Annotated in this window: 17 protein-coding genes; 5 read left to right on the top strand and 12 right to left on the bottom strand. The window is 56.1% G+C overall.

Translation table 11 applies throughout. The features are described 5' to 3' along the window. Positions 1-15: 15 nt before the first annotated feature. From Q0V70_RS05920 to pheA, 4 genes are all read right to left on the bottom strand, one after another. On the bottom strand, positions 16-1,323 hold the full coding sequence (locus tag Q0V70_RS05920; protein ID WP_297589542.1) for an AGE family epimerase/isomerase: 1,308 nt from the start codon (positions 1,321-1,323) through the stop codon (positions 16-18). 174 nt (positions 1,324-1,497) lie between these two features. Then, the gene (locus tag Q0V70_RS05915) at positions 1,498-2,367 is read right to left on the bottom strand and encodes an HAD family hydrolase (RefSeq protein WP_297589539.1); all 870 of its coding nucleotides are present in this window, start codon (positions 2,365-2,367) and stop codon (positions 1,498-1,500) included. A 47-nt stretch (positions 2,368-2,414) separates the two neighbouring features. Next, positions 2,415-3,704 (bottom strand): serine--tRNA ligase, encoded by a 1,290-nt coding sequence (serS, locus tag Q0V70_RS05910; RefSeq protein WP_297589537.1) that lies wholly within the window; start codon positions 3,702-3,704, stop codon positions 2,415-2,417. A gap of 57 nt (positions 3,705-3,761) precedes the next feature. Further along, positions 3,762-4,772 carry a prephenate dehydratase gene (gene pheA / locus Q0V70_RS05905; protein WP_297589534.1) on the bottom strand — a complete coding sequence of 337 codons (1,011 nt, stop codon included), beginning with the start codon at positions 4,770-4,772 and terminating at the stop codon, positions 3,762-3,764. Between the two features lie 57 nt (positions 4,773-4,829). Between pheA and Q0V70_RS05900 the strand changes: the two genes are divergently transcribed. Together Q0V70_RS05900 and Q0V70_RS05895 are read left to right on the top strand one after the other, a co-directional pair. Beyond that, positions 4,830-5,414 (top strand): hypothetical protein, encoded by a 585-nt coding sequence (locus tag Q0V70_RS05900; RefSeq protein ID WP_297589532.1) that lies wholly within the window; start codon positions 4,830-4,832, stop codon positions 5,412-5,414. 68 nt (positions 5,415-5,482) lie between these two features. Further along, positions 5,483-7,579 (top strand): hypothetical protein, encoded by a 2,097-nt coding sequence (locus Q0V70_RS05895; protein WP_297589530.1) that lies wholly within the window; start codon positions 5,483-5,485, stop codon positions 7,577-7,579. On the opposite strand, the gene Q0V70_RS05890 is transcribed toward Q0V70_RS05895, so the two are convergent. Continuing rightward, positions 7,564-8,388 carry a glycosyltransferase family 2 protein gene (locus tag Q0V70_RS05890; protein WP_297589527.1) on the bottom strand — a complete coding sequence of 275 codons (825 nt, stop codon included), beginning with the start codon at positions 8,386-8,388 and terminating at the stop codon, positions 7,564-7,566. The two genes, Q0V70_RS05895 and Q0V70_RS05890, sit on opposite strands and share 16 nt — an antisense overlap. A gap of 115 nt (positions 8,389-8,503) precedes the next feature. Here Q0V70_RS05890 and pgm point away from each other — a divergent pair, with 115 nt between their 5' ends. After that, positions 8,504-10,168: a phosphoglucomutase (alpha-D-glucose-1,6-bisphosphate-dependent) gene (gene pgm, locus Q0V70_RS05885; RefSeq protein ID WP_297589525.1), complete on the top strand. Its 1,665-nt coding sequence runs from the start codon at positions 8,504-8,506 to the stop codon at positions 10,166-10,168. Positions 10,169-10,189: 21 nt separating this feature from the next. On the opposite strand, the gene Q0V70_RS05880 is transcribed toward pgm, so the two are convergent. The 5 genes from Q0V70_RS05880 to Q0V70_RS05860 form a co-directional block, all read right to left on the bottom strand. Beyond that, the gene (locus Q0V70_RS05880) at positions 10,190-10,918 is read right to left on the bottom strand and encodes an HNH endonuclease family protein (protein WP_297589523.1); all 729 of its coding nucleotides are present in this window, start codon (positions 10,916-10,918) and stop codon (positions 10,190-10,192) included. Continuing rightward, positions 10,915-11,778 carry a trimeric intracellular cation channel family protein gene (locus tag Q0V70_RS05875; RefSeq protein WP_297589521.1) on the bottom strand — a complete coding sequence of 288 codons (864 nt, stop codon included), beginning with the start codon at positions 11,776-11,778 and terminating at the stop codon, positions 10,915-10,917. The genes Q0V70_RS05880 and Q0V70_RS05875 overlap by 4 nt, the downstream gene beginning before the upstream one ends. A gap of 131 nt (positions 11,779-11,909) precedes the next feature. Continuing rightward, complete coding sequence (locus tag Q0V70_RS05870; protein ID WP_297589519.1) at positions 11,910-13,160, bottom strand: VIT1/CCC1 family protein; 1,251 nt, start codon at positions 13,158-13,160, stop codon at positions 11,910-11,912. Between the two features lie 30 nt (positions 13,161-13,190). Beyond that, positions 13,191-13,574, bottom strand: a complete 384-nt coding sequence (locus Q0V70_RS05865) for a hypothetical protein (protein WP_297589517.1) — start codon at positions 13,572-13,574, stop codon at positions 13,191-13,193. A 63-nt stretch (positions 13,575-13,637) separates the two neighbouring features. Beyond that, complete coding sequence (locus tag Q0V70_RS05860) at positions 13,638-14,603, bottom strand: hypothetical protein (RefSeq protein WP_297589514.1); 966 nt, start codon at positions 14,601-14,603, stop codon at positions 13,638-13,640. A 101-nt stretch (positions 14,604-14,704) separates the two neighbouring features. Here Q0V70_RS05860 and hrpA point away from each other — a divergent pair, with 101 nt between their 5' ends. Beyond that, positions 14,705-18,538: an ATP-dependent RNA helicase HrpA gene (hrpA, locus tag Q0V70_RS05855; protein ID WP_297589512.1), complete on the top strand. Its 3,834-nt coding sequence runs from the start codon at positions 14,705-14,707 to the stop codon at positions 18,536-18,538. An 84-nt stretch (positions 18,539-18,622) separates the two neighbouring features. On the opposite strand, the gene Q0V70_RS05850 is transcribed toward hrpA, so the two are convergent. Beyond that, the gene (locus Q0V70_RS05850; protein ID WP_297589509.1) at positions 18,623-19,549 is read right to left on the bottom strand and encodes a hemagglutinin; all 927 of its coding nucleotides are present in this window, start codon (positions 19,547-19,549) and stop codon (positions 18,623-18,625) included. Between the two features lie 94 nt (positions 19,550-19,643). Between Q0V70_RS05850 and Q0V70_RS05845 the strand changes: the two genes are divergently transcribed. After that, on the top strand, positions 19,644-20,312 hold the full coding sequence (locus Q0V70_RS05845) for a fructose transporter (RefSeq protein WP_297589507.1): 669 nt from the start codon (positions 19,644-19,646) through the stop codon (positions 20,310-20,312). A 33-nt stretch (positions 20,313-20,345) separates the two neighbouring features. Here the strand turns inward: Q0V70_RS05845 and Q0V70_RS05840 are convergent, their stop codons facing one another. Continuing rightward, a complete protein-coding gene (locus Q0V70_RS05840; protein ID WP_297589505.1) occupies positions 20,346-22,259 on the bottom strand; it encodes a cell wall-binding repeat-containing protein in 1,914 nt (637 codons plus the stop codon). Positions 22,260-22,313 lie beyond the last annotated feature (54 nt).

Genomic DNA, 22,313 nt, shown 5'->3' with positions numbered 1-22,313 from the left:
CTACAGACCGTCGTGTCATTCGGCGCTATGAGGGTGATCCAGGTAGCCTTGGGCAATCGCGGCCGGGGTGGAGAGGGCGTTCGGCAAACGCGGAGACAGCAGTGCTCTCACCGAATGAAAAATATCGGGAGCTCCGGGCCATACGGTGTCATCAGGTAGGTTGTTTGCGCTCAGCTCGCCGACCCAGTAGCCATCAGTTTGGATTACGTATCCCTCCAAATAGTCCCACCATTGATAGTAAAGCTCGAGGTAAGGCTCCAATTCTTCCACTGAGGCACCTTGTTCGCGCAACGCAAAAACCAGGGCCACTACAGCCTGAATGGCTTCCGTGAGGACCCAGGTAAACCGTTGACGCATCAAAGGTTTACCTTGATAGTCCACGGTAAAGAAAATACCGCTGTGGCCGTCTTTACACCACGAATCTGAGGCCGTTCGAGTAAAGATTTCCCGTGCCACGTGCAGGTAATCTTTCGGTGGCTCGAGACCGTGTTTTTCGGAAGCGGCGGCAACTTGGACAATTTTCCGTGACCAGCCAAAATTATGTCCAACGTTGATTCCATAAGGCCGGCGCGGGTCAGCTGGGGTGCCGACATTGTAGTTTCGATCTAGATTCCAATTTCCATCGAAGTGTTCCGGAACTCGCCAATCGTTGTTTCGAGCCTGCTCCATGGCAAACGAGACAATCCGCGAGGCTCGTTCAATCCACTTTTTGTCTTCAGTGGCGTCGGCTACAGCTAGGAAAGCCGACACGGCGTGCAGATTTGAGCTCATGCCGTGATAGCTTTCCATCTCGGAAAAATCCCGTTCGAAGGTTTCGTTTACACGGCCAAGTTCTTCGTCCCAAAAGTATTTTTCTTCGACCTTGATGGCTTGTTTCAGTAAATCTTTAGCACTACTGACAGGGGTTAATGAAGCTGCGGCAGCTGCCTCTAAAAGATAGGACATAGCCCGTGAGCTTTTCCGATTCCCCTCTGTCCCCGCAGGTATGCCAGGCGTATTTGCTAACTTTTGGCGTTCTTGAATTGGCTCAATCAAAGAAAACCAGCCGTCGTAGTCTGGATCTTTGAATGCATATGTGATGGCTTGGACTCCGTGTTCGCACCGTCGCAGAGAACCGGGGATTCCCAATAACGAAGCTACGGCATAAATGTAGGTCGAGCGAGCCGTCAAATCGAGCTCCACAGGTTTTGCTGCATCGACGCTCCCATCACTACGAATGTATCCAAAACCGCCGTGAATGTATGCATGCTGGCCGTACTCCAGCACCGTTTGCAGGTGATTTCCTAGCCAACGAACATGTTCTGTGGAATCGAATCTCGGCATTGTTGTTCCCTCCTCACCAGCCATCGATACGAAAATTTTACCCGTTGATTCCTAAGTTTTTTTGGATTTCGGTTGAGTTCTCAACACTTATAAATTGCTTGAGAGAGTAAGTTTCGCGGTGCGGTCGGCAGATTGCTACATGGTAACCGATTCATCCGGGAGGTTTCGGGTACTTCAAAGTCCCATTACTTGGGTGAGAGCTTCCAAGACCGCACCCGCGCCTTGTTTCGTGTCCGGCAGGGTGGTGGCGGTAGCGGCTGCCTTGACTTCGGGGCGAGCATTTCCCATGGCGACACCGTAACCAGCGGTCTGCAGCAAGGGGATATCGTTACCTCCGTCTCCAATGGCAATGGTGTGACCCAAGTCAACCCCTAAATTCTTGCAAACAGTAGCAAGACCGTGTCCTTTTGAAGTGCCCGGGGGATTAATATCCAGCCAGGAACGCCACCCGATGGCGTGTTCCACCCCGGTAAAATCAATGCGATTAACCGCACGATGGAAATCCTCGTTATGCAACTGGGGTTCACGAATGACCACTCGGGAAACCGGGGTCGCCAAAAGTGTATCGAGGTCTTGAACCTCCAGGGTTTCGCGCAATTCTCCGGGAGGGAAGGGTTTGGAAACCCGGAAACCGAGGGGATTGTCTTCCACTCCAATGCAGGCTTCGGGAAGAACCTGCAGCACGCGAGCCACGATGGGGCGAGGATCGAAAGTGTATTGATTGGTGAGGGCGTAACCGTCAGCCTGCGTATAACGACCAACCAAGGAGCCGTTGGCGCTGGCAATCCAGGCACTTTCCAGTTCTAGCCCCTCCACCACCGGCAGTGTGGCCGGAACGGAACGCCCCGTGGTGATGCAGATATGCACTCCACCAATACGGAGTCGATCGGCATATTCCTTTACTTTGGGATAAATCTGCTGTTCAGGGGTGACTATGGTGCCGTCAATGTCCAGGGAGACCAACACGTCACGAGGATTTTTGGGCAAGTCCATTAGTCCCAACGCGATAGCGTGGCGCGTGACTTGTGCGGAATACTCGCCCAAAAAAACCTCCGGAAACGGGTTAATATCCTGATGAAAAGCTATTCAAGTTATTTACCTGATTGACTAACTGGTTCCAGAACTTCCAACCCGCCCAGATAGGGGCGCAAACCGGCGGGAACCCGTACCGAGCCGTCGGCCTGCTGGTGGTTTTCTAAAATAGCTACAATCCAGCGTGTAGTTCCCAACGTTCCGTTCAAAGTGGCGCAGACCTGTGGTTTTCCTTTCGCATCACGGTAGCGAATCCCCAGGCGGCGCGCTTGGAAAGTCGTGCAGTTTGAAGTGGATGTCACCTCCATAAAGCGCTTCTGGGTGGGAAGCCAGGCTTCACAGTCAAACTTTTGCGCCGCGCTAGAACCGAGATCCCCGGCTGCGGTATTGATGACCCGGTAGGGCAGCTCCACCTTGGCGAGCATCTCGCGTTCCATATTGAGCAACTTCTGGTGCTCCGCCAGAGCCTCTTCCGGTTTGCAATAGGAAAACATCTCGACCTTGTGGAACTGGTGGACGCGAATAATGCCGCGCGTGTCCTTGCCATAGGAACCCGCCTCGCGCCTAAAACAAGCTGACCAGCCGGTATAGCGCTTGGGGCCGGCAGATAAATCGATGATTTCATTCGTGTGATAGCCCGCCAGAGCGACCTCGGAGGTGCCGGTCAAATAGAGTTCATCGGCAGGCAGATAGTAAATCTCGTCCGAGTGCTCACCTAAGAATCCCGTTCCGCTCATAGTCTCAGGGGAAACCATGCACGGTGTAATCATAGGGGTGAACCCGTGAGCCATGGCGGTATCGAAAGCAGCATTGAGGATTGCTAGCTCCAGACGAGCGCCAACGCCTTTCAGATAATAAAAACGCGCTCCCGACACCTTCGCACCACGGTCGGTGTCGATGGCATCCAAACCGATACCCAGGTCGAGATGATCCTTGGGGGTGAAGCCTTCCGCCTCAAAGTCACGAATCGCCACACCCTCCTGACCCAAGACTTCGTAGTCGTCCTCACCGCCGGAAGGCACCCCGTCCAAAATCAGGTTTTCCAGCACCATCGCGGCCCGCTTGGCTTCCTCAGCAGCCTGGTTGGAGGCATCTTCCAAAGCCTTGACGTTTTCACTCAGCTTCTTGGCCTGCTCCAGCAGGACAGGGCGTTCCTCTTTCGAGGCACTGCCGATTTTCTTGGAAAAGGCCTTTTGCTCGGCACGCGCGGTTTCAAAAGCGGTCAGCGCCGCCCGGCGGCGTTCGTCAGCGGCTAAGGCCTGGTCTACAGTTGCGGGGTCGTTACCGCGAGCCACCTGAGAGGCCCGCATCGGTTCTGGATTGTCTTTCATCGCACGCAAATCAATCATGCTTAAAGCATAACCGTTTTGCGCCTCATCTTTAGATAGTGCGGCTCGCTAGCGAACTCACACCGCACGACCGGAGATGACCTGTTCCATCCAGGCTTGTGCCGTGGCGAAATCCAGATTCGCCGTCCCCCGCACGATCTGGGCACGCATCCGATCCGCCCGCGGATACGAACCTAAAAACCGCACATCCGGGCAGGTCCGGTGCAGCCCCATCAAAGCATCTTTGACACGCTCTTCAGAAATATGACCCTCGATGTCAATGGAAAAGGCGTAGCGGTCAAAGTGCCCTCCGACCGGGCGTGATTCAATGCGCGAAAGATTTACCCCCCGTGCCGAAAACTGTTCCAGCATGGTCAGCAGCGCACCGGATTCATTGTCCGGTAACGTAACTTGAACTGTGGTTTTGTCTGCCCCCGTGGGGGGAGGGATAGCTCCGGGAGGGGAAACCAGGACGAATCGGGTTTGGGCGTTGTCGTCATCCGCAATCCCCTCCGCGAGAGTTTTTCCGCCATAGGCCGAAGCGGATACTGTGGAGCAAAGAGCCGCGTCATAGCCGCACGAGGCATCCTCCATCAGCAGTTTGGCGGCCGCGGCAGTGGAGGTGGTGGGAATATGAGTTACTTCGCCGATGTGCTGTTCCACCCAACAGCGAGTTTGCGCCCAGGCATGTGGATGAGTGCCAATCCGCTTAATCTGACCCAACTCCAGCCCGGAATCTGCCCGCACCATCAACGCAAAGGCAATCGGTACTAAAACTTCGCCCACAATCGTCAAGGGCTGACCGTGAGCTAAAGCGTCCAAAGTGGCGTTAACTCCGCCTTCCACCGAGTTTTCAATCGGAACCACTGCACGATCGGCCTCGCCGGTACGGACCAGGTGCAGGGCAGATTCGACACCGGGGGCGGGTAGCAAGGTTGCGTCCCGGGGTGTGATTTCTCGGGTAGCCTGCTCGCTAAAAGTCCCGAAAGGTCCCAGAAAGGAAACTCGTAAAGGACCTCTCACCTCCGGTCCGGGAAGTGAGGCTCCAGTCGAAATTGATGATGCCGAGTTTGTTAATGCGGTATTCATGGGCAGTACTCCTCAAAATAATTATCGCGAAGCAGCGCAATTTCGACAAAACTCGGTATGATTTTAACCATGCAGACAAAAGTCAAGCCTCCTATTGCGCCCTCGCGTGCGATGTCTGGGCGACCGGGAAGCGGTCCACGCAAACCGATTAAGCGTTCTTATAAACCGCTACCTACTACGCGTTACCTGGTTGCCGGTTTGACCGCAATTATTGTCAGCATGGGCTTAATCGCCGGGGCGATGAGCTCAACCAATACTTTTGACGTGAAGCCTTGGGATCCTTCCCAAGAAATGCACTGGGATCCATTCGAACATCACGAGATTGCCGGTGTGGATGTGGGCTCCCTCAGCGAGGCGGGGCGTCGTACCTCGGAGGCAATAAAACCTAAGACGGCGTCAACTCCCACAGAAACTAAGAAGCAGACAAAACCTGAGAAAACTCCCGAGGCAACTGCGACTGAGTCGCCGGCTCAAGAGGAGAACCCGTCCTCCACTGTCGTCCAGACTTTTGAAGTTCCAGGAGCGCCTCAAGAGCCGACCGCTTCGGAAGCTCCTGACGGGGCGCCGCCAGTGGCTATGGGTCCTATTTCTAAGGATTCACGAGTTGACCGGGTTCACGAGGCCGCGGTCCCAAAAGCATAACCACCGGTGCGTATTCATCGGTTCCCAGTCTGGGTGGTGGCTTCGGTTCGGTAGGCATGTCTGCCCAGGTGAGCCGCACGCCTCTGTTAGTTTTGTTAGGTATCCAATGGTGTTGGGATGATGATTCCCTGACAGACCCGGATTTACGTCAGCTCCTGGAAAGTTCTACCCGCGCCAATTCGGTGGTGCGCACCAAAGCGAACACCACTCTTCCCGCTGCCGGATTTCGCGCTTTGGCGACGGGAAACCGTACGGGGTCGAGCGAGAACGGATGGATCCTGGGCCAGGCGGTGCTGGACTCGGGTGTGAACTTGCGTTTGTTTGGCGATGGAGCCGCGGCGGGAATGGGTTTCGTGCATCCCGACGCACCCGGCGCCAACCTTCCCAAGTCCCTGAGTTTTTCACCGGCCTACAGCTACCGTGGTGCCAGTCCGGAAGTGTTTGCCGACCTGCTCAGCCAGGTCATGACCCCCGGAGCGGTAGTTGTGGTGGATATGCGGGTGTTTCCCCGCCATTTGCAGCCCCAAATTTTGCGCACAGCCTGGCAGCGCGGTGACGATTTGGGGTGGAATACTATTATTGCCTCAATAGCTGACGATAAACCGGTGACAAATCGAGAATCAGATGTTTACCTAATTGACAACTCTGCCCCCGAAAAGGCGATTGTTCCACCGGGAGATCCCAGACTGCAAGTCTTTGCGGCGCGCGGCCCCCAGTTCGGCAATGGGGGCGCGACCTCGGCTTCTACCCATCGACCGGGATGGGTGCAAACCGCCGACTTGACCGCTACCATCTTGGATTACGTCGGAGCTGAAAAACCACCGTGGTTGCAAGGCTCCGCAATCACTACGGGAAATATGGTTACTGTGGAGTCTCTCGCGTCGGCAGCGCGCCGCGCCGCGATGATTCGCAATGTCCAGGTTCGATTCCTTCCCGGCTTGGGTGTGGGAGTGGCTTTGCTGTTGATTGCGGCAGTATGGACGCTGAACCGCCGTACACACCCCCGGTTGGGTGAGGATTGGGACCAGCCCCGGGCGCTGTTGGGATTTTGGCGAATGGTAGCTACCTTTGCCGCTCTCATCCCGGCCATGGCGTATTTCATGAACTTAGTACCGTGGTGGGAACTCGGACCGGCCGACACAGACGTTGCCGCCGCTAGCTATTTGTGGCTAGGATGTCTGCTCCCGGTAATCCTGAGCGCCCTCGTGGCTATTGTCTGGAGTGCTTTGGGACTTAATTCCCTCCTCGGCCCGTTGTTCATAATAAGCATATCGTCACTGATAGTAGGGGTACTAGACCCCTTAATTGGCTCCCCGATGGTGTTGGATGCCATTATGGGACTGCAATCAACAGTCGGGGGGCGTTTCTTTGGCATCGACAATGTCATGTTTGCGGTACTCGCTACCGGAGCACTGATTCTCGCTACGGTTGTCTATGGGTTGGTAGCGGAACGCAAACAGTCTACAACCACAGAAAAATCCTTGATAATGGTGCTGATTGTTATGGCTAGTGCGGTAATTTTCCTCGATTCTGCCCCCAGCTTGGGGGCGGATTTTGGCGGCACGATGGCTTTGATTCCCGGCTTTGCCATTCTGTTCTTAAAATTCAACCGAAAACCTCTAACAGTCCTATCATCTGCACTGATAGTTTTATTAACGCTAGCTGTAGCAGCGCTATTTGCTTATATTGATTGGTTGCGTCCCGCTGCGGAACGGACCCATTTGGGTAACTTTATCGATACGCTCACTCAAGGCCGGGTGTTGCCGGTACTGATTAATAAATCCACGATGGTTTGGAACTCCGGCTGGCCGGCGTGGCTCATTATTAGTGTTATTTTGGCTATTTTGCTGGCGATAGCGATTATTTTGGCTCCGTTATTCGCCAATATGCGAAACCCCTACCGCCGTGACTACGGTTGGCTGTGGGGTAGCGCCGGCGCAAAACTTCGTCCCGAAGGAATTACCTGGAATCACGCGGAAAGAGCCTTATTTGCCGCCTGGATTACTACTATGGTGGTGGGCATGTTGCTCAATGATTCGGGAATCCTACTGGGTCTGGCGGGAGCCGCCGTCATGTTTCCGGCCATCTTGGCTCAAGGTTGTCACAAGTTCCTAATCGAATCCCCCGGCGATGACCGTTCTGCGCAGCCTTATTTCAGGCAGTAAACCTCACCGGGCTCCTGTTTAATCGCAGCGGACAGGCGCAACCGAAGGGGAGCTCGAACGTGACGCACAAAGCGTGTGGCGGAGGCCAGAAATACATCCCGGAATTGGCTCAGACGGTGACGGTATCCAGCCATATCGTTGCCAGTAGCCCGGTGTGTCAGGTCGCAAGGAACTTCCTGCACTGAGTACCCCTTAACCAGCAGGTCGATAGTCATACCGGTTTCCACCCCCCACTTATGCGCCAGGGGCAAGCAATCGAAAAAGGCTTCTGCACTCAGGCAGCGCTGGCCGGACAGCGGTTGGAGCGGTTCCCACCCGGTCGCCCAGCGAATAGCCCGGCGCGATAAACGCGTCACAAAACCGTGACCGCCGGCACCGGCTTGGCGCGGCAGGGCAGCTATGGCACAGTCCGTGCGTCCCTGCATTACCGCCTCCACCAGCGGGAAAGTCTGGGCGGCGGAATCTCCCAAGTCCGCGTCTAGGAACAAAATGAGACGGCGAGGTCCGTCCTCGGGGTCGCGCATCGCCGCGACTTTTGCCCCTGTTTCCATAGCACTAGCCTTACCGCGGTTGACGGAATGGCGTACCACCACGGCACCGGCACTGCGCGCGGCTTCACCCGTATTGTCACTAGACCCATCATCAATCACCACGAATAAATCCGCCCGGGGCAAAGCCTTGGAGGCACGAATTGTCGCCCCAATCGAATCGCCTTCGTCCTTGGCGGGAATGATGACCGCAACTTTCTGGTTCGGATCAGGAACGACTGGGGCAGAATTTTGGCTGTTTTCCTTGTCAGTTTCAGGCATGTGTGCAATTTTAAAGCCCTATCTAGCCAAATGCGAGCTTTCAACACCAGAAGTTTCCGGGTTTTTGTCATCTAAACGCCCGCGCCGGTACAGAAATTGGTGAAACAATGAGGCTATGCATGAACGAGCTGGACAACTTGCCAAACCGGAAGACCTCATCAACGTTGATGAAGTCATTAGCGCCTACTATGACCTGGAACCCGATGTGAATGAGCCTGCACAGGCAGTTTCGTTTGGGACTTCGGGTCATCGCGGTTCATCTCTGGACCGCGCCTTTAACGAGGCTCATATCGTCGCCACCACGGCCGCGATTGTGGAGTATCGTCAATCACAAGGTTACGACGGCCCCCTGTTCATCGGGCGCGATACGCACGCCCTGTCCGAGCCGGCGTGGCGTACCGCCTTGGAGGTCCTCGCGGGCATGGAAGTGCGCACTCTGACAGACGCGCGCGACTCCTTCACCCCGACACCCTCCGTATCTCACGCCATTCTCAAGGCTAACGGGGCGGGCACGCCGGGAGGCGTGCGGCTGAGCGGAGCGGGTTTGGCTGACGGTATCGTTGTTACCCCTTCGCATAACCCGCCTCGTGACGGCGGCTTTAAATACAACCCGCCCAGTGGGGGTCCCGCCGATTCGGACGCGACTTCCTGGATTGCTAATCGTGCTAATGAGATCTTGCGCCAGGGTTGGCGTTCCGTGCCGAGAAACCCGCATCCCGAGCAATCGGATTTCATCGGGAAAACAGATTTTCTACCGTCATACGTAGACTCGCTAATTGACGTAGTTGACGTTGAGGCAATTCGGTCCGCCGGTGTCCGCATCGGGGCTGACCCCTTGGGCGGTGCTTCGGTAGACTACTGGGCGGCCATCGCCGAGCGTTATGGGTTGAACTTGACGGTGGTGAACGAAAAGGTCGATCCGCGCTGGTCTTTCATGACTTTGGACTGGGACGGCAAGATTCGGATGGACTGCTCCTCGCCCTACGCGATGGCTTCTCTGCGTCAGGTGATGGAGGGCGGTTCGGCCCCCTACGACATTGCGACCGGAAACGATGCTGATTCAGACCGTCACGGCATCGTCACTGCCGATGGCCTGATGAATCCGAATCACTATCTGGCGGTGGCAATCGAATACCTATTCACCCACCGTCCGCACTGGTCGCAAGGCTGCTCCGTCGGTAAAACCCTGGTGTCCTCAGCCTTAATCGACCGGGTAGTAGCCGATATGGGACGCAAACTCGTCGAGGTTCCCGTTGGTTTCAAGCATTTTGTGCCGGGATTGCTGGATGGGTCTGTAGGCTTTGGCGGCGAGGAATCCGCCGGTGCGTCTTTCCTACGCAAAGACGGTACCGTGTGGACCACTGACAAGGACGGGTTGATTGCGGCTTTGCTGGCATCCGAAATCCTCGCAGTGACCGGGAAAACCCCCAGTACTCTGCACGAGGAACAGGTGGCTCGGTTTGGTGCTTCCGCTTACGAACGGGTGGACGCCCCCGCGACCAAGGCAGAAAAAGCCAAACTCGCGGCTTTGGCACCCGAAGACGTTGCGGCCTCGACTTTGGGCGGGGAGCCGATTGTCGACCGCTTGGTGCAGGCACCGGGCAACCACGCGGCTATCGGAGGACTGAAAGTCACTACCAAGAACGCCTGGTTTGCCGCTCGTCCCTCCGGCACCGAAGATATTTATAAGATTTATGCCGAATCCTTTAAGGGTCCCGAGCATCTTCAGACTATTCAGGAAGAAGCAAAACAGGTGGTGGCCCAGGCTCTGGCAAAATAAGGCTCGTTTCACCATGCTGGCCTAGCATTTCGCCAGGGCAGAGAGCAACGCGGCTTTTTCCGCAACGGTGACTGTCAGATTCCACCGATACTTGATGTCGATTTGCTGGCGGGCGTAGGCGCAACGGAAATTGCGGTTCGGAGGCATCCAGGCATCGGCGGAGGCATCGGATTTCTGTTGGTTAGCCGGTCCGTCTGCTGCCAGCAGCACGCTCGGGTCGTTTGCGTAAGCCTCCCGCTGTGCTTTCGTCCAGGCCCAAGCCCCGGACTTCCACGCGTTGCCCAGTGCCACCACGTGGTCAATCTGGACTTTGCGGCCCGGTGCCGTTTCAAATTGCAGGGTTTTACCGGTGTAAGGATCGTGAAAGGTTCCCCCGGTCAGTCGGCACGGCTTGGTGCTGTCCGCGAAACGCGGAGATTGAAAGTCCCGAGCCAAAATGTCCGCCCTAGTATCGCACCCATTCCCGTCGCGATCCATCCACCCCGCTCCGAACATGTCGCGCTGATACCCACCGGGTCCAGCGTCTTTACGGACCGTTAGAGCGCATAGTTCACGCAGAGAACCACCGATAGTAGCACTGGCGGAACTGGCGGGGCAACGTAAACCAGGGGTGGGAAAATTCGCCAGATTCGGACCAGCTCCAGGCCATAGTGTCCACCAAACCAGTGCTGCGCAGCTAACCAACACGACGTCGCCGATACTGGCTCGGCGCACCGGCGTAGATGAATCGAAGTTAGAGAAACCGCTCACTTCTCAAGTGTGGTACCGGAGTCGCTGCTTTCGCCATCTTCATCAGTTTTACCTGTGGAAAACTGGTTTTTCCACAGCTTCTTTGTCTTAGCATCTGGATAGTCTCCACGGGCGATTCGACGGGCTCGCTGTGCCGATTTCCACTGTTGGCGAGTCATCGAAATCGTCCAATCGTGAGTTTCGGGTAGAATCCAGCGGCGCCAGGAAGCCAAGAGGGTGAGGGTCGAACCAATCAGAGCCGCGGCTACCATCCCGGTCAGGGGATATCCAAGTTTATAGAAAGAGGCATCTGCACACGAAGCGAGGATAGCCGGAATGGCGTAGAGCCTGTTTCCTCCGAACACCATCGGTACGTTGCCCGCGGCGATATCACGCACCATCCCTCCACCGATAGCGGTGATTACACCCATCAATATGGCCGGAATCACGTCGAAGCCCAAGCTCAGAGCCTTTTGGGTCCCCGTGCCAGCCCAGATTCCCAGAACCAGAGCATCGAATAAAATGAGGGTTCGCCGAGACCATTTGCCATCAAACTTCCATAACCCGGCGACCACCGCCCCAGCCAAAGCCATGGTCAAATAAAATCTGTCAGTCAGGGCCACAGGAGGGGCATTGTTCAGCATAATGTCGCGGATGATGCCGCCGCCCAAAGCGGAAACCACTGCCAAAATTCCGAAACCAACCAGGTCAAAACGCTTTTGACGAGCCAGCTGGCCGCCGAGGATGCCGTTGAGAAAAACGCCGGTAATGTCGAGAACTCGAAACACTTCGGGTAAAAGGTCATTGAAAGAAACTGGTGCTGTTGCCGAGATAGTTGTGGGAAACAGGCCGGCATCGAAAGAGAATATAGCACTCAGCACGTGAGCATTGTACCTGAGACGAGAGGAAACTTTCCTCCAAAATCGGCAGCAGATTCTCTAGTGAGGTCTTTCATTGCTCGTTTTGTTCAGCGGAGCTCCGGGGTGCTGGTAAGTCGGGCGCCGAACGGTGGCTACAGTGAAAAAGCGCCTCCGGCGGCGAGACCCAAAAGGTAAGTGACAACTGCAGCACCGATACCGATAGCAGCCTGTCGCAAGGCTCGAAAAAATGGTGGTTTACCAGATAGAATGCCGATTGTTCCGCCAATCATCAGCAAAATGAGTCCGACCAGTACAACCGCGGCGCTAATAGAAGGAATTCCGCTGAATCCTAGGAGGAAGGGAATCAGGGGAATGAATGCTCCCAAGGTGAAAGCCAAAAAAGAGGACAGGGCCGCCTGAGGTCCGGAGCCAATCGCCTCCAGTTCCCCAGAGGGGGCTTCCTCAAAGGCTAAGGCGAGGGGATAGTCCTCTGTTTCTTTGAATTCTTCAGTTGACATTCTTGACGTAGAAGGGGTGGGGGTGTCGTCGTCTACAGCGGCCGCTTCGTCCATGGATTCGCTCTGGCTGGTGCCTTCCAAGGCATCTGGAGTAGCCGTTTTTGACAGCGTGCGTGACTGCAACTGTGCATCAATGGTTTCCAAGGCCAAAACTGCGTGTGCAGCTGCCTCCTCAGGTTTGTCACCTCGAGCCATGAACAGGAGTTTCAGCTCATTAGCGGCGCGGTCCAGCATGGGCAGGCGTTGTTTCACATCGGGGTTCGGTCGTGAAGATTCCAAGAGTTCGCGTTGAGACGTGATGGAAATGTATTCTCCCGCCGCCATCGACAGGGCTCCTGCTACTAACCCGGTCAGCCCCGTGACCAGGATTATCGACACCGGCACGCCTGTACCGGCAATGCCCGCCACCAGAGCGAGATTGGAAACCAAGCCATCATTGATTCCGAAAACCATGGCGCGGGCACGTCCGGAAAAACGGGCTCGGGAGCGGGCCGCCAAAGCGCGAACCACTTCAGAATGCAAGTGCTCATCGGCCGCCATCTGGGGGGTGGCATCTGCATCAACATCGTAAGTGCCACGTTCTTCGGAGCGTTGCATCATCGCCAAAACAAAAATAGAGCCTATCTTGATGGCCAGACCCTGCAGTAGCCGGATATACCAGGGGCTGTGTGGGGTCGGTTCGGCGTGAGTGCCGAGGTGCGCCAGCCAGTAATCCTCGTGACGCTTTTCGGCATCCGCCAGTTCCAACAGAATCTCGCGATTCATGCCCTGGCGTTTTTTAGCGATAGCGCGGTAGATTTTCGCTTCGTCACGTTCCTCGGCGAGATAGCGCCGCCAGCGCTTAATTTGTTCCGGAGTGGGTTCGGGGAGGTTCTGTGAGTTCATTTACTGTGGCAGCCTCTCCACCGGTTTAGGTTAGGCAACGATTTTTCCATCAATAATGATGTGGCCGTCTTTGTCACGGGTAACACCGTCTTTATCGGTTGATGTGGTTGACGCGTCCGGAGGAGTGTCCCCGGTTTTCCCGGCGTTGGCGAAGCCCGCCCAAGCGGCACTACCCCCTGCGTTTAGCTGGGTCTTTAGGTTCTCTGCCAACTTGTCAATGAGCTTAGCTCCCTGTGTGCGCAAGACATCGTCCATTTTTTCTGTGGCTACCCTGCGTGCATCCGTGATACTTTCCGAGTTAGCAATTTTTGCTGCAAAACCTTTTACGCTGCTAATTTGCTTTTCACTCATTCGCAAGGCCAATGCGGCTCCAGCCCCCAAACCAGCCAGAAACAGCCACTTGCCTTCAGACATTGCCCACACCTCCGAAAAACTCTGCGCGGCAATTCTACTGTTTATCGCCCTTTTGCGCCAAAGCTAGACGGGAAGGGAAGTGGCCGTTCCCGCTCGGGACAACACGTCAGCCACGAAAGCGGAAGCCGCCGTAGTCTTGCCCTGGGTCAGCGCGTTAGCTAAATCCAGGGCTTCAAAAATCTTTTCTCGAGCCCCCGCCAAGCGAGTTCTGGCAACGAAATCCAAGTCCTCGCGCAGCGGTAGTGTGAGGGATTCTAAACCGAAATGCCCTGCGATTCCCACTGCAACTTCTGATTGACTGCCTAATTTGGCTCGCATCAACACCAGGGTTTCTAAAGCGGCTTCCAAGTTAGTTCTCTCGCTGTCCTTGGCATCAATAATTTTGCCGACCACGCGCTGAGTTGCCAGATACTTCAGCTGTTCACGCCGAGGTTGGTAGCCATTGAGAAGGTTCAGAGATATGGTTTCAAACGCGCTCATAATCCCTTGATTTTGAGAATGTAGGGCTCCGGGCAAGACACTTAATGCCGGATGCAGGCCAGCGTCGGCGGCACGCCGGGCAACCTGTATCAATTGCGGATCAAGGTTTTCTCCCGGAACCTCAATTTCTAAGCCATACCAATTATTCTCCGCTAAGCGTGACAGCAGTTTGGCGCTAGCTTGGGGATTTGCCAGCACCTCCCGAGCGCTGACTTCGGCGCGCAGAGCCCGGACCAGCTGGGGCGCCGTGTCATCCAGACAAAACAATTCAGACCAGGAAGCTGGATTATCAAGCGGAATCCTCACTCCGATTTCTCCGCGCTGGGCGGGCACGCCGAGCTGTAGCTCCAAGCGCAGGGCCGTGGCAAAAGCGGAGCTGACATAGACCGTATCGCCCAGAGCTTGACTCAAGAGTTTCGCGTTTTTCCACGGCAAAATAGGCACTTGCACCGGGAGGAACTGGGAAAAGTCCGATGGTACGAAGGGAGTTGAGGGCAAACCGGCGGCACCGGGCGGCTCCGGGGGAAGGTTCGGCGTGGGGTTACTCACGTTCCTATTCTCTCGCATCCACGGGCTGACGGGAGCATCCCGGCGGGTTTTGCCCGCGGTCAGGTGAAGTTTGCGCCATCCTTGCCTAAAATAGGTGGGTTATGTCCCTAGAGTTGTCCTACCCTTCCGATTTGCCCCTCAGCGCGGCAAGACCGCAGATTCTCGCTGCCTTGCGTGAGCATCAAGTCGTTGTTATCAGTGGAGCCACCGGAAGCGGAAAGACCACCCAGCTGCCGAAAATGTGCCTGGAAGTAGGCCGGGGTACGCGGGGCATGATTGGCCATACCCAGCCGCGCCGCCTGGCAGCCCGAACCGTTGCTTCGCGAATTGCCTCCGAATTGGGCCAATCACTCGGTTCCACGGTTGGTTACCAGGTGCGGTTTCGCCAAACCTTGGGCCCCGACACGCAAATCAAACTGATGACCGATGGGATTTTGCTGGCCGAAATCAGCCACGATCCACTGCTGAAACAATACGATGCATTGATTATTGACGAGGCTCACGAAAGGTCTTTGAACATTGACTTTATCCTGGGCTATTTGCAACGTTTGGTAGTGAAACGCCCTGACCTGCTGGTGATTATTACTTCTGCCACCATTGATTCCGAACGTTTTGCCACGGCTTTTGGACCAGATACCCCCATTATCGAAGTCGCGGGCCGAACGTATCCGGTAGAAGTCAGATATCGCCCATTGGTTGACGTGGATGACGGTAGTTCTGGCGTGCTCACGTCCGAAGACACCGGGGAGGACCTCTCAAGGGCGGAAACCGGTGAGATTGACCAGGTCACCGGTATTTTGCGGGCGGTGGATGAACTATGCCGGGAAGGGCCCGGAGACATTTTGGTTTTTCTGGCTGGCGAGCGCGATATTCGCGATACGGCTCAGGCTCTGCAGGGACATCTGGGGCGCCGTTACGTGGCTCCCGGTCAGCGGACCTCAGTTCCGGGGGCGGTGGAAGTCTTACCGCTGTATTCCCGGCTCAGCGAGGCGGAACAAAAGCGCGTGTTTGCCCCGCATCCTTACCGGCGGGTAGTCCTCGCTACGAATGTCGCCGAAACGTCCTTGACCGTTCCGGGCATCGTTTATGTGATTGACCCTGGAGTGGCGCGAATTTCCCGATATTCAAATAAGACTCGCGTGCAGCGCCTCCCTATCGAACCCATCTCGCAAGCCTCTGCCAACCAACGAAAAGGTCGCTGCGGGCGGGTGTCTCCGGGGGTGTGCATTCGCCTGTATTCTGAAGCGGATTTTTTGTCTCGCCCTGCTTACACCGAGCCTGAAATTCAACGCACTTCGCTGTCTGCCGTGATTTTGCAGATGGCAGCCCTGGGTTTGGGTGAAGTGGCAGAATTTCCGTTCCTGGATCCACCCTCGCCCCGCTCCGTTACGGATGGGGTGACGGAACTGAGCCAGCTGGGAGCGTTAGATACCCGAAAGAAACCCGCGCGACTGACCCGCCTGGGACGCAAACTTTCCCGGTTTCCTCTCGACCCGCGCTTGGCCCGTATCCTTGTCGAAGCGGACCGCCTCGGAGTCATCGACCCCGCGGTCGTGGTCGTGGCCGCGTTGGCGATGCAAGACGTGCGGGAACGACCCAGCGAACGCCGGGCAGAAGCCGACCTTGCCCATGCTCGTTTTGAAAACGAGCGTTCGGATTTCTTAAGCTATCTGAAATTGTGGAGTTACCTGCAAGACAGGATTGAAACTCTGTCCTCCAGCGCATTTCGGCGGTTGTGCGGCCGGGAGTTTTTGCATTTCCTCCGGGTGAGGGAGTGGATTGACCTGGTGGCAGAACTTCGCGGAATGTGCCGTGAAGTTGGGATAAAAACTAGGGAAATCAAGGTAGTAGACCTTGACCAGGTTGACGTTGAAAGTCTACACCAAGCCATCTTAAGCGGGATGCTCACCCAGATTGGGTTCTGGTCAGAGACGAAAAGGGAATATCACGGGGCACACGGGACTCGATTTGTGGTGTGGCCGGGCTCGGGGCTGAGCCGCAAGCACTACGACTGGGTTATGGCTGCTGAGTTGGTGGAAACATCGCGACTGTTTGCCCGGACGGTGGCACGGGTTGAACCCGAATGGATTGAACAGGCGGGACGTTACCTGTTGACGCGGACTTATTTCGATCCGTACTGGTCCACACGTTTCGGGTGCGCCATGATTCACGAGCGGGTCAGTCTGTTCGGGATGGTTCTCAGCGCGGATCGCTCCGTCCCGTTGGCTTCCCTGCGGGATACGGTGGTGGAAGGGGCGCCGGCCCGGAGCCTGGCGCGAGAATTGTTCATTCGTCACGGAATTGTGCGCGGCGAATGGCGTTCGGTCTATCCCTTTATGGAAGACAATCAGCGCCGGTTAGAGATGGCTGCCGAAGCGCGGCGGCGGCGCCAAATTCCCGGTGAAGTCGATCCCTATGCCTTGGAAAAATGGCTGGAAACGCGTATTGACCCCGTCGTTACCTCAGGAGCCGCCTTCGAGGCGTGGTGGAAAAATCAGCGTCTCGAGCACCCGGATTGGTTGGAATACCCCTGGGATTTATTGGTGCCAGATAGCGGAGAAAATGCCGACCAATTCCCCGATTTTTGGCCGGCGGGCGAGTACCTGCTACCGCTGGCCTACACATTTTCAGGTAAGCGCGGACCGACCCCCGAAGCGGCGAATCAGCGTGACTTACCACACAATAAAGGGAAAAAATCTAAGAAAACCAAGGAACGTGAGATTGACACGGTTGACCTTTCAGAAGGGGTCACCATCATCATCGATGAGGCAATCTTAGAGTCTCTAGATTCTCGGGGCTTCGATTGGCCGATTCCCGGAGCGCTGCGCGATTACCTGCTGGCTTGCGTCAAAGCCCTGCCGAAATCCGTGCGGAAGTACGTGGTGCCCGCGGCAAACTTCGTTGACGAGATCCTGCCCCGGTTTGAGCGTTTTGTAAACGAATCTCCCCAACAGCGTCCCGACTTTGACGAAATCTTTACCCAGAGCGTAGCCGCGGTTCGCCAAGTCGACCTGACCGAGACGGACTTAACCGCCATGCATGCGGCTTTGGAAGAAAGCCAGCGAAATCACTTCGCGATTGTGGGACGCGGCGGGAAAGTTCTGGGTTTGGGAGACGACTTCCAGGCTCTGCGTGACCGCCTGATTGTGAAAACCACCCAGGAACAAGGCAAAGTCTGGGCGCAACAGGAAGCCGAAAAAGCTAAAGTTGAGCGGCCCAGAGATTTTGCCCAGCAACTCAGTCAAGCCCTAAGCCTCACGGAGACACGAGTGTCGACCCGGTGGCGAGGAGCGGAAGCGGCGGCTTTGGCCGCGTCCCCCTATCCCTCCACTTCAGCGCTGATAGATGCGGCACAAAGCGCGGCGGGCCGGGCTTTGGTGGCGGAATACCTGGCGGAGGGACATTCCCTCACAGACGATATGGACCTGGCTGAACTGCAAGAATGGGCTATTGACCGCTACGAGGACCGGGTCTATAGAATCCTGCAAGACGTTGCTGCCGCGATGCAGGCGCAAGGGAAGCTCGAGCAGCAATTGCGAGGGGCCACCGGCTCTGCCCTAGCCGCCACAAAAGCAGATATTGTAAACCATGTAAACCAATTGGTAGGCGGCGACTTCCTGGCGAGGACGTCGGCCAAATGGCTGGCTCAGCTGGCCCGTTACCTGCGGGCAGACGCCCTACGATTGGACAAGGCCCGGCGTAACTCTGCTGGTGATGCCCAGTTAGCTGCACGTTTCGCGGAAGTTGCGACGGCCTTTGAGGCAGCGGTGAGGGCGGCGGAGGCGCGCCCCTTTAACGCCGAGACCCATCACCGTTTACAGGAGTTACGTTGGCTGCTGGAGGAGTACCGGGTACAGACCTTTGCCCAGCAACTCGGCACGATTGAAAAGGTGTCTGCCAAACGGATAAATAAGCAAATCTCGGCGCTCAAATAAGGAAATCTACCTGGTTAACCCGTGCCCAAATAAGGTGCTTTAAAAATCCTCATAAATGCTTACTAGCTGCATCAATGAGCATATTTATCGACGTGAATCTCCGAACCAGGCCTTAAAAATCCCGTAAAAATTCGCGTTTCCGTAACTGGAGCATTCGCCGGGCGTCCCGCTCAGCAAAGCAGAATCCGGCTGATAAGGCGTGTAGTTGTAAAGCGCCGTGGTAGCCTGGTTAGCCAAAACCACCGGAGCCGAACCGCAGCTGGCCAGGGGGGAATAGGGGATATTGTTGGCTATCCCGGTGCGGAAAGGGAACTGCGCAGGGTTTTGCCGATAGCGCTGAAACTGAGCCGCAGCATAGTAAACCTGGGTTCCAAAACCAAAGTATTGTGGGTCACAATTCCCCCCATCAGGGCAAGCAAACCCCGCTGCGACCTCATAGCGGCTAGGGGACAGGTTGTAATCAGAGGCCGTGAGCAGACCCTGTTCCTTCTGCAGCAACACCAGCAGGACCTGAGGATTAATCTTGCACGATTGGGCGGTTTTATAGATGATGGTTCCCGCGGATTCTCCCGGTGCCCCTGGGTAGCCCTCACAGCGCGGCGAAGCGGGAACGTCAATAGTGTCCTCGGTGTAGTCAGCCAAACAGGGGGTGGAAAGACTCACGCACCCCGCGTTCTTGTCGCGAATAAAGTTCTCTATATCCGCTTGGCTCATGGATTGGTAATCGTAGAAAACCGCGTCAGAAATAATGTTTCCGGGGTCGAATCCAGACAAGTCAAGGGCGGGAGCCGCGGGACGGGTCGCCGTTGGAGAAGCCGGTTCCTCAGTATTGGCCAAAAAATGAATCCCCGCCGCAGCCAAAGCCGCGCCCAAACCTAGTGCGACCATGGCTAGACCCAAAATCACCAGGAGGGCACGAAAAAACCCACCCTTGCGTCGCTTCACTCGTACGGAAGCGCCCGCTGACGGGTAGGCTCCCCGGGAGGGACGCTGGGGCATTCTTGAGGACACCTCACCATCGTAACCTACCTCCCAGGAGGGACGCTCGGGCTGTTAGACTGAGAGATAGCGAACTCATTTCAACCAAAGCGAACCGAGGATAAATATGGTCCAGACATTCTCAGGTACCCTTGATGAACTGCTGAGCGATTTGGCCACGGAGCTAAAGGAACTGGCTGACAACGGACGCGTCTTGCGCGTGGTTGGCTTTACCGGTGCCCCCGGAGTGGGTAAATCTGAGGCAGTAGCCAGGCTGGGGAAGTTGCTGGACGGAGCTGTTTTAGGGACACAGCCGCTGTTAGCCGGCATCATTCCGATGGATGGCTTCCACAAGTCAAACGAAGTCCTACAAGCCGAGTGTCTCAGCGACTATAAAGGACGTCCGGACACTTTTGATGTGGTGGGCTACCTGATGGCTTTGGATCGGGCCCACGATGCCAAAACGGTGGTGTACGCTCCCGGATACGACCGTCAGCTTGGTCAAGCTATCGCGGCACGTTACAAAGTCGAACGAGAAGGCGTGGTACTTACGGAAGGCAACTACCTGGCACTGCAAGACGGGGCCTGGTCCCTGGTTCGCGAGGCAATCGACCTGTTGATTTACCTGGAGGCTTCGCCGGAGGTAACGCAGGCTCGCCTAGTCGCTCGCCACACGCATCACGGCAGAACCCCGGAACAGGCGCTCGCTTGGGTGCAGCGGGTTGACGAACCGAACCGGCTGCTGGTCCAGAGTTCTCGAGCGCGGGCAGACCGCATTTGGAACCTGCCTGCGTAAGTGAACCAGGTTAACCGGTTACGGTTGAAATTGTTATTGTAAACCCGACTTGGTCGCAGCTACCACAGCTTCAACGGTGTCGGGATGCACCGCTCCTAAACCGCCCAGAGCAATAATCGTGTTGGGATGTAAGCTGCCCAGATAGTTCGCCACCGGAGCGGGGGCTTGGTTGGTACGGGAAGGTACCAGCAGCACCGGACCGTCTCGCAAAGCTCCAGCCACCAATGCATCCGCAAAGTTATCGCCGCGAGCAATGTAAGCGACATAATCGCTCACGGTTGGCGCACCGGTCTCATCTAGCCGCGCTATCGCGGGATAGGCATGAGCTGAGATAGCAGCCGCGGTACCGTAACGATCCGCCCCAGCCAGACGGGAGACGTTCGCTCCCGATTGAGCCGCAATCGTAGTGAGGGCCTCCTGCGGGAGGATACCGGACCCACCCAAACCAACGACTTCGGAAACATGTAGGTCAGAAACTTCAGAAGCGACGTACTTCCACGTCTCAGGACTGCGTGGGTTGACTATCAAAACCGGACCATCGCTCAGAGTTCCCCCAACGACCGCATCGGGAGAACCCGCACCGTTAGCCCCCACGCCATCGGCAATATAAATCCGCTTGGCGCCCTGTGGGAACGCGTGATGTGAAATCGCGATAGCTGTGGCGTATCGATCTGGACCGAAGATTCGCGAAGTTTGACGCCCTTGCGCCGCGTTTGCCAGAACCGCATCAGGAATTGCTCCCGGCCCGCCTAGAGCCACCACGGTAGTGGCTTGCAGCCGGTTGATTTCCCGAGTAACTGCAGAGGGAATGGGACCGTTGATGGGAACCAGCAACACCGGACCATCAGGCAGAATCCCGCCCGCTAAAGCATCAATGGGCATATCTGCACGAGCTAAATAAACCCGTTGCGAACCACCGGGAAAAGCCCGAGCTGAGATTCCCGCAGCGGTCTCAATTCGACTAGCGCCCGAAATCCGCAGCGAGGGAATCGCATTAGACGTACCGGCAGAACCAAACCAGGACGTAAAGAACCGATAAAAGTTGCGGTTTCCGTAGCTGGAGCACTTGTCTCCCAGGCCACCTCCGGCGGCTAGGGCCGCCTCATTCGGTGTGTAAGGAGTGTAGTTGTACAGCCCCGCGGTCGCTTGGTTTTCAATGAAAATTGGAGCAGTTCCGCACTTGTAGGAGCCATCCTGATTCCGAGACGGGTGATACAGCAGGTCATTGACTCGCCCGGCACGATGACGGAATTTTGTCGGATGCTTTTGGTAGTACTGGAAACGGTGTGCAGCTTGATAAACCTGGTTAAAGAATCCGTAGTACTGGGTGTCGCACGGGGCCGTATCCGGGCAGCCGTACCCCATAGCCTTCTGGTATCGCGACAGTTTCAAAGCCTTATCCGAAGCGGTAATCAGGCTCTGTTCTTTTTGTAGAGTTACCAGTAATACCTGGGGGTTGATCTGGCAAGCCTGGCTGACTTTCCAGATGATTTGCGCGGCGCTCTCGCCTTCGGCTCCTTGATAGGCACCACGGCAATAGGCATCAGCCGGACGATCCGGGGTGTCCAAGACGTAGTCTTTGAGGCAAGGAATGGTGATTTCTTGCGTGGTGGGCTGAGCATCTGGCTGATCTTGGGGAGCCGGGATGGTAATCGTGTCTACACCTGGCTGGCAAGCTCGTCCTTTCGCGTTCAAGAACTGCTGAATAGCGTTGGCGTCCATGGTGTTGGGGTTGTAAAAAACCTCATCGGAAATAATCATTCCGGGTTTAAACCCTACGACCGCAGAGGTGAACTCGGATTGGACCGCGGGGGTGGAATCCGAGTCTTGCCCGTAAGCCGGGCTCAGACTGAAACCAGTGAGAGCCAAACCTGCCAGCGAGAAAACCGCCAGGCAAGTACCCCCCAAATGACGAAAAAGATGTCGTTCGCCGTGAAGTGTGTTCACTTTTCCTCCCAGTGGAATCGAAAATCAGACTCGCGACATTCAGGATATCGCCTG

It is taken from the genome of uncultured Mobiluncus sp. (genome assembly GCF_947087965.1).
Classification (GTDB): domain Bacteria; phylum Actinomycetota; class Actinomycetes; order Actinomycetales; family Actinomycetaceae; genus Mobiluncus.
The sequence above is the reverse complement of the archived record's forward strand: the minus strand, read 5'-3'. Positions and strand labels throughout refer to the sequence as shown.

What these genes read in the sequence shown, in the direction of transcription:
- Q0V70_RS05870 (WP_297589519.1), bottom strand. Translation starts at nt 13,160, where the DNA reads ATGAACTCACAGAACCTCCCCGAACCCACTCCGGAACAAATTAAGCGC.
- Q0V70_RS05845 (WP_297589507.1), top strand. Translation starts at nt 19,644, where the DNA reads ATGGTCCAGACATTCTCAGGTACCCTTGATGAACTGCTGAGCGATTTG.
- hrpA (WP_297589512.1), top strand. Translation starts at nt 14,705, where the DNA reads ATGTCCCTAGAGTTGTCCTACCCTTCCGATTTGCCCCTCAGCGCGGCA.
- Q0V70_RS05920 (WP_297589542.1), bottom strand. Translation starts at nt 1,323, where the DNA reads ATGCCGAGATTCGATTCCACAGAACATGTTCGTTGGCTAGGAAATCAC.
- pheA (WP_297589534.1), bottom strand. Translation starts at nt 4,772, where the DNA reads ATGAATACCGCATTAACAAACTCGGCATCATCAATTTCGACTGGAGCC.
- Q0V70_RS05865 (WP_297589517.1), bottom strand. Translation starts at nt 13,574, where the DNA reads ATGTCTGAAGGCAAGTGGCTGTTTCTGGCTGGTTTGGGGGCTGGAGCC.
- Q0V70_RS05900 (WP_297589532.1), top strand. Translation starts at nt 4,830, where the DNA reads ATGATTTTAACCATGCAGACAAAAGTCAAGCCTCCTATTGCGCCCTCG.
- Q0V70_RS05890 (WP_297589527.1), bottom strand. Translation starts at nt 8,388, where the DNA reads ATGCCTGAAACTGACAAGGAAAACAGCCAAAATTCTGCCCCAGTCGTT.
- pgm (WP_297589525.1), top strand. Translation starts at nt 8,504, where the DNA reads ATGCATGAACGAGCTGGACAACTTGCCAAACCGGAAGACCTCATCAAC.
- serS (WP_297589537.1), bottom strand. Translation starts at nt 3,704, where the DNA reads ATGATTGATTTGCGTGCGATGAAAGACAATCCAGAACCGATGCGGGCC.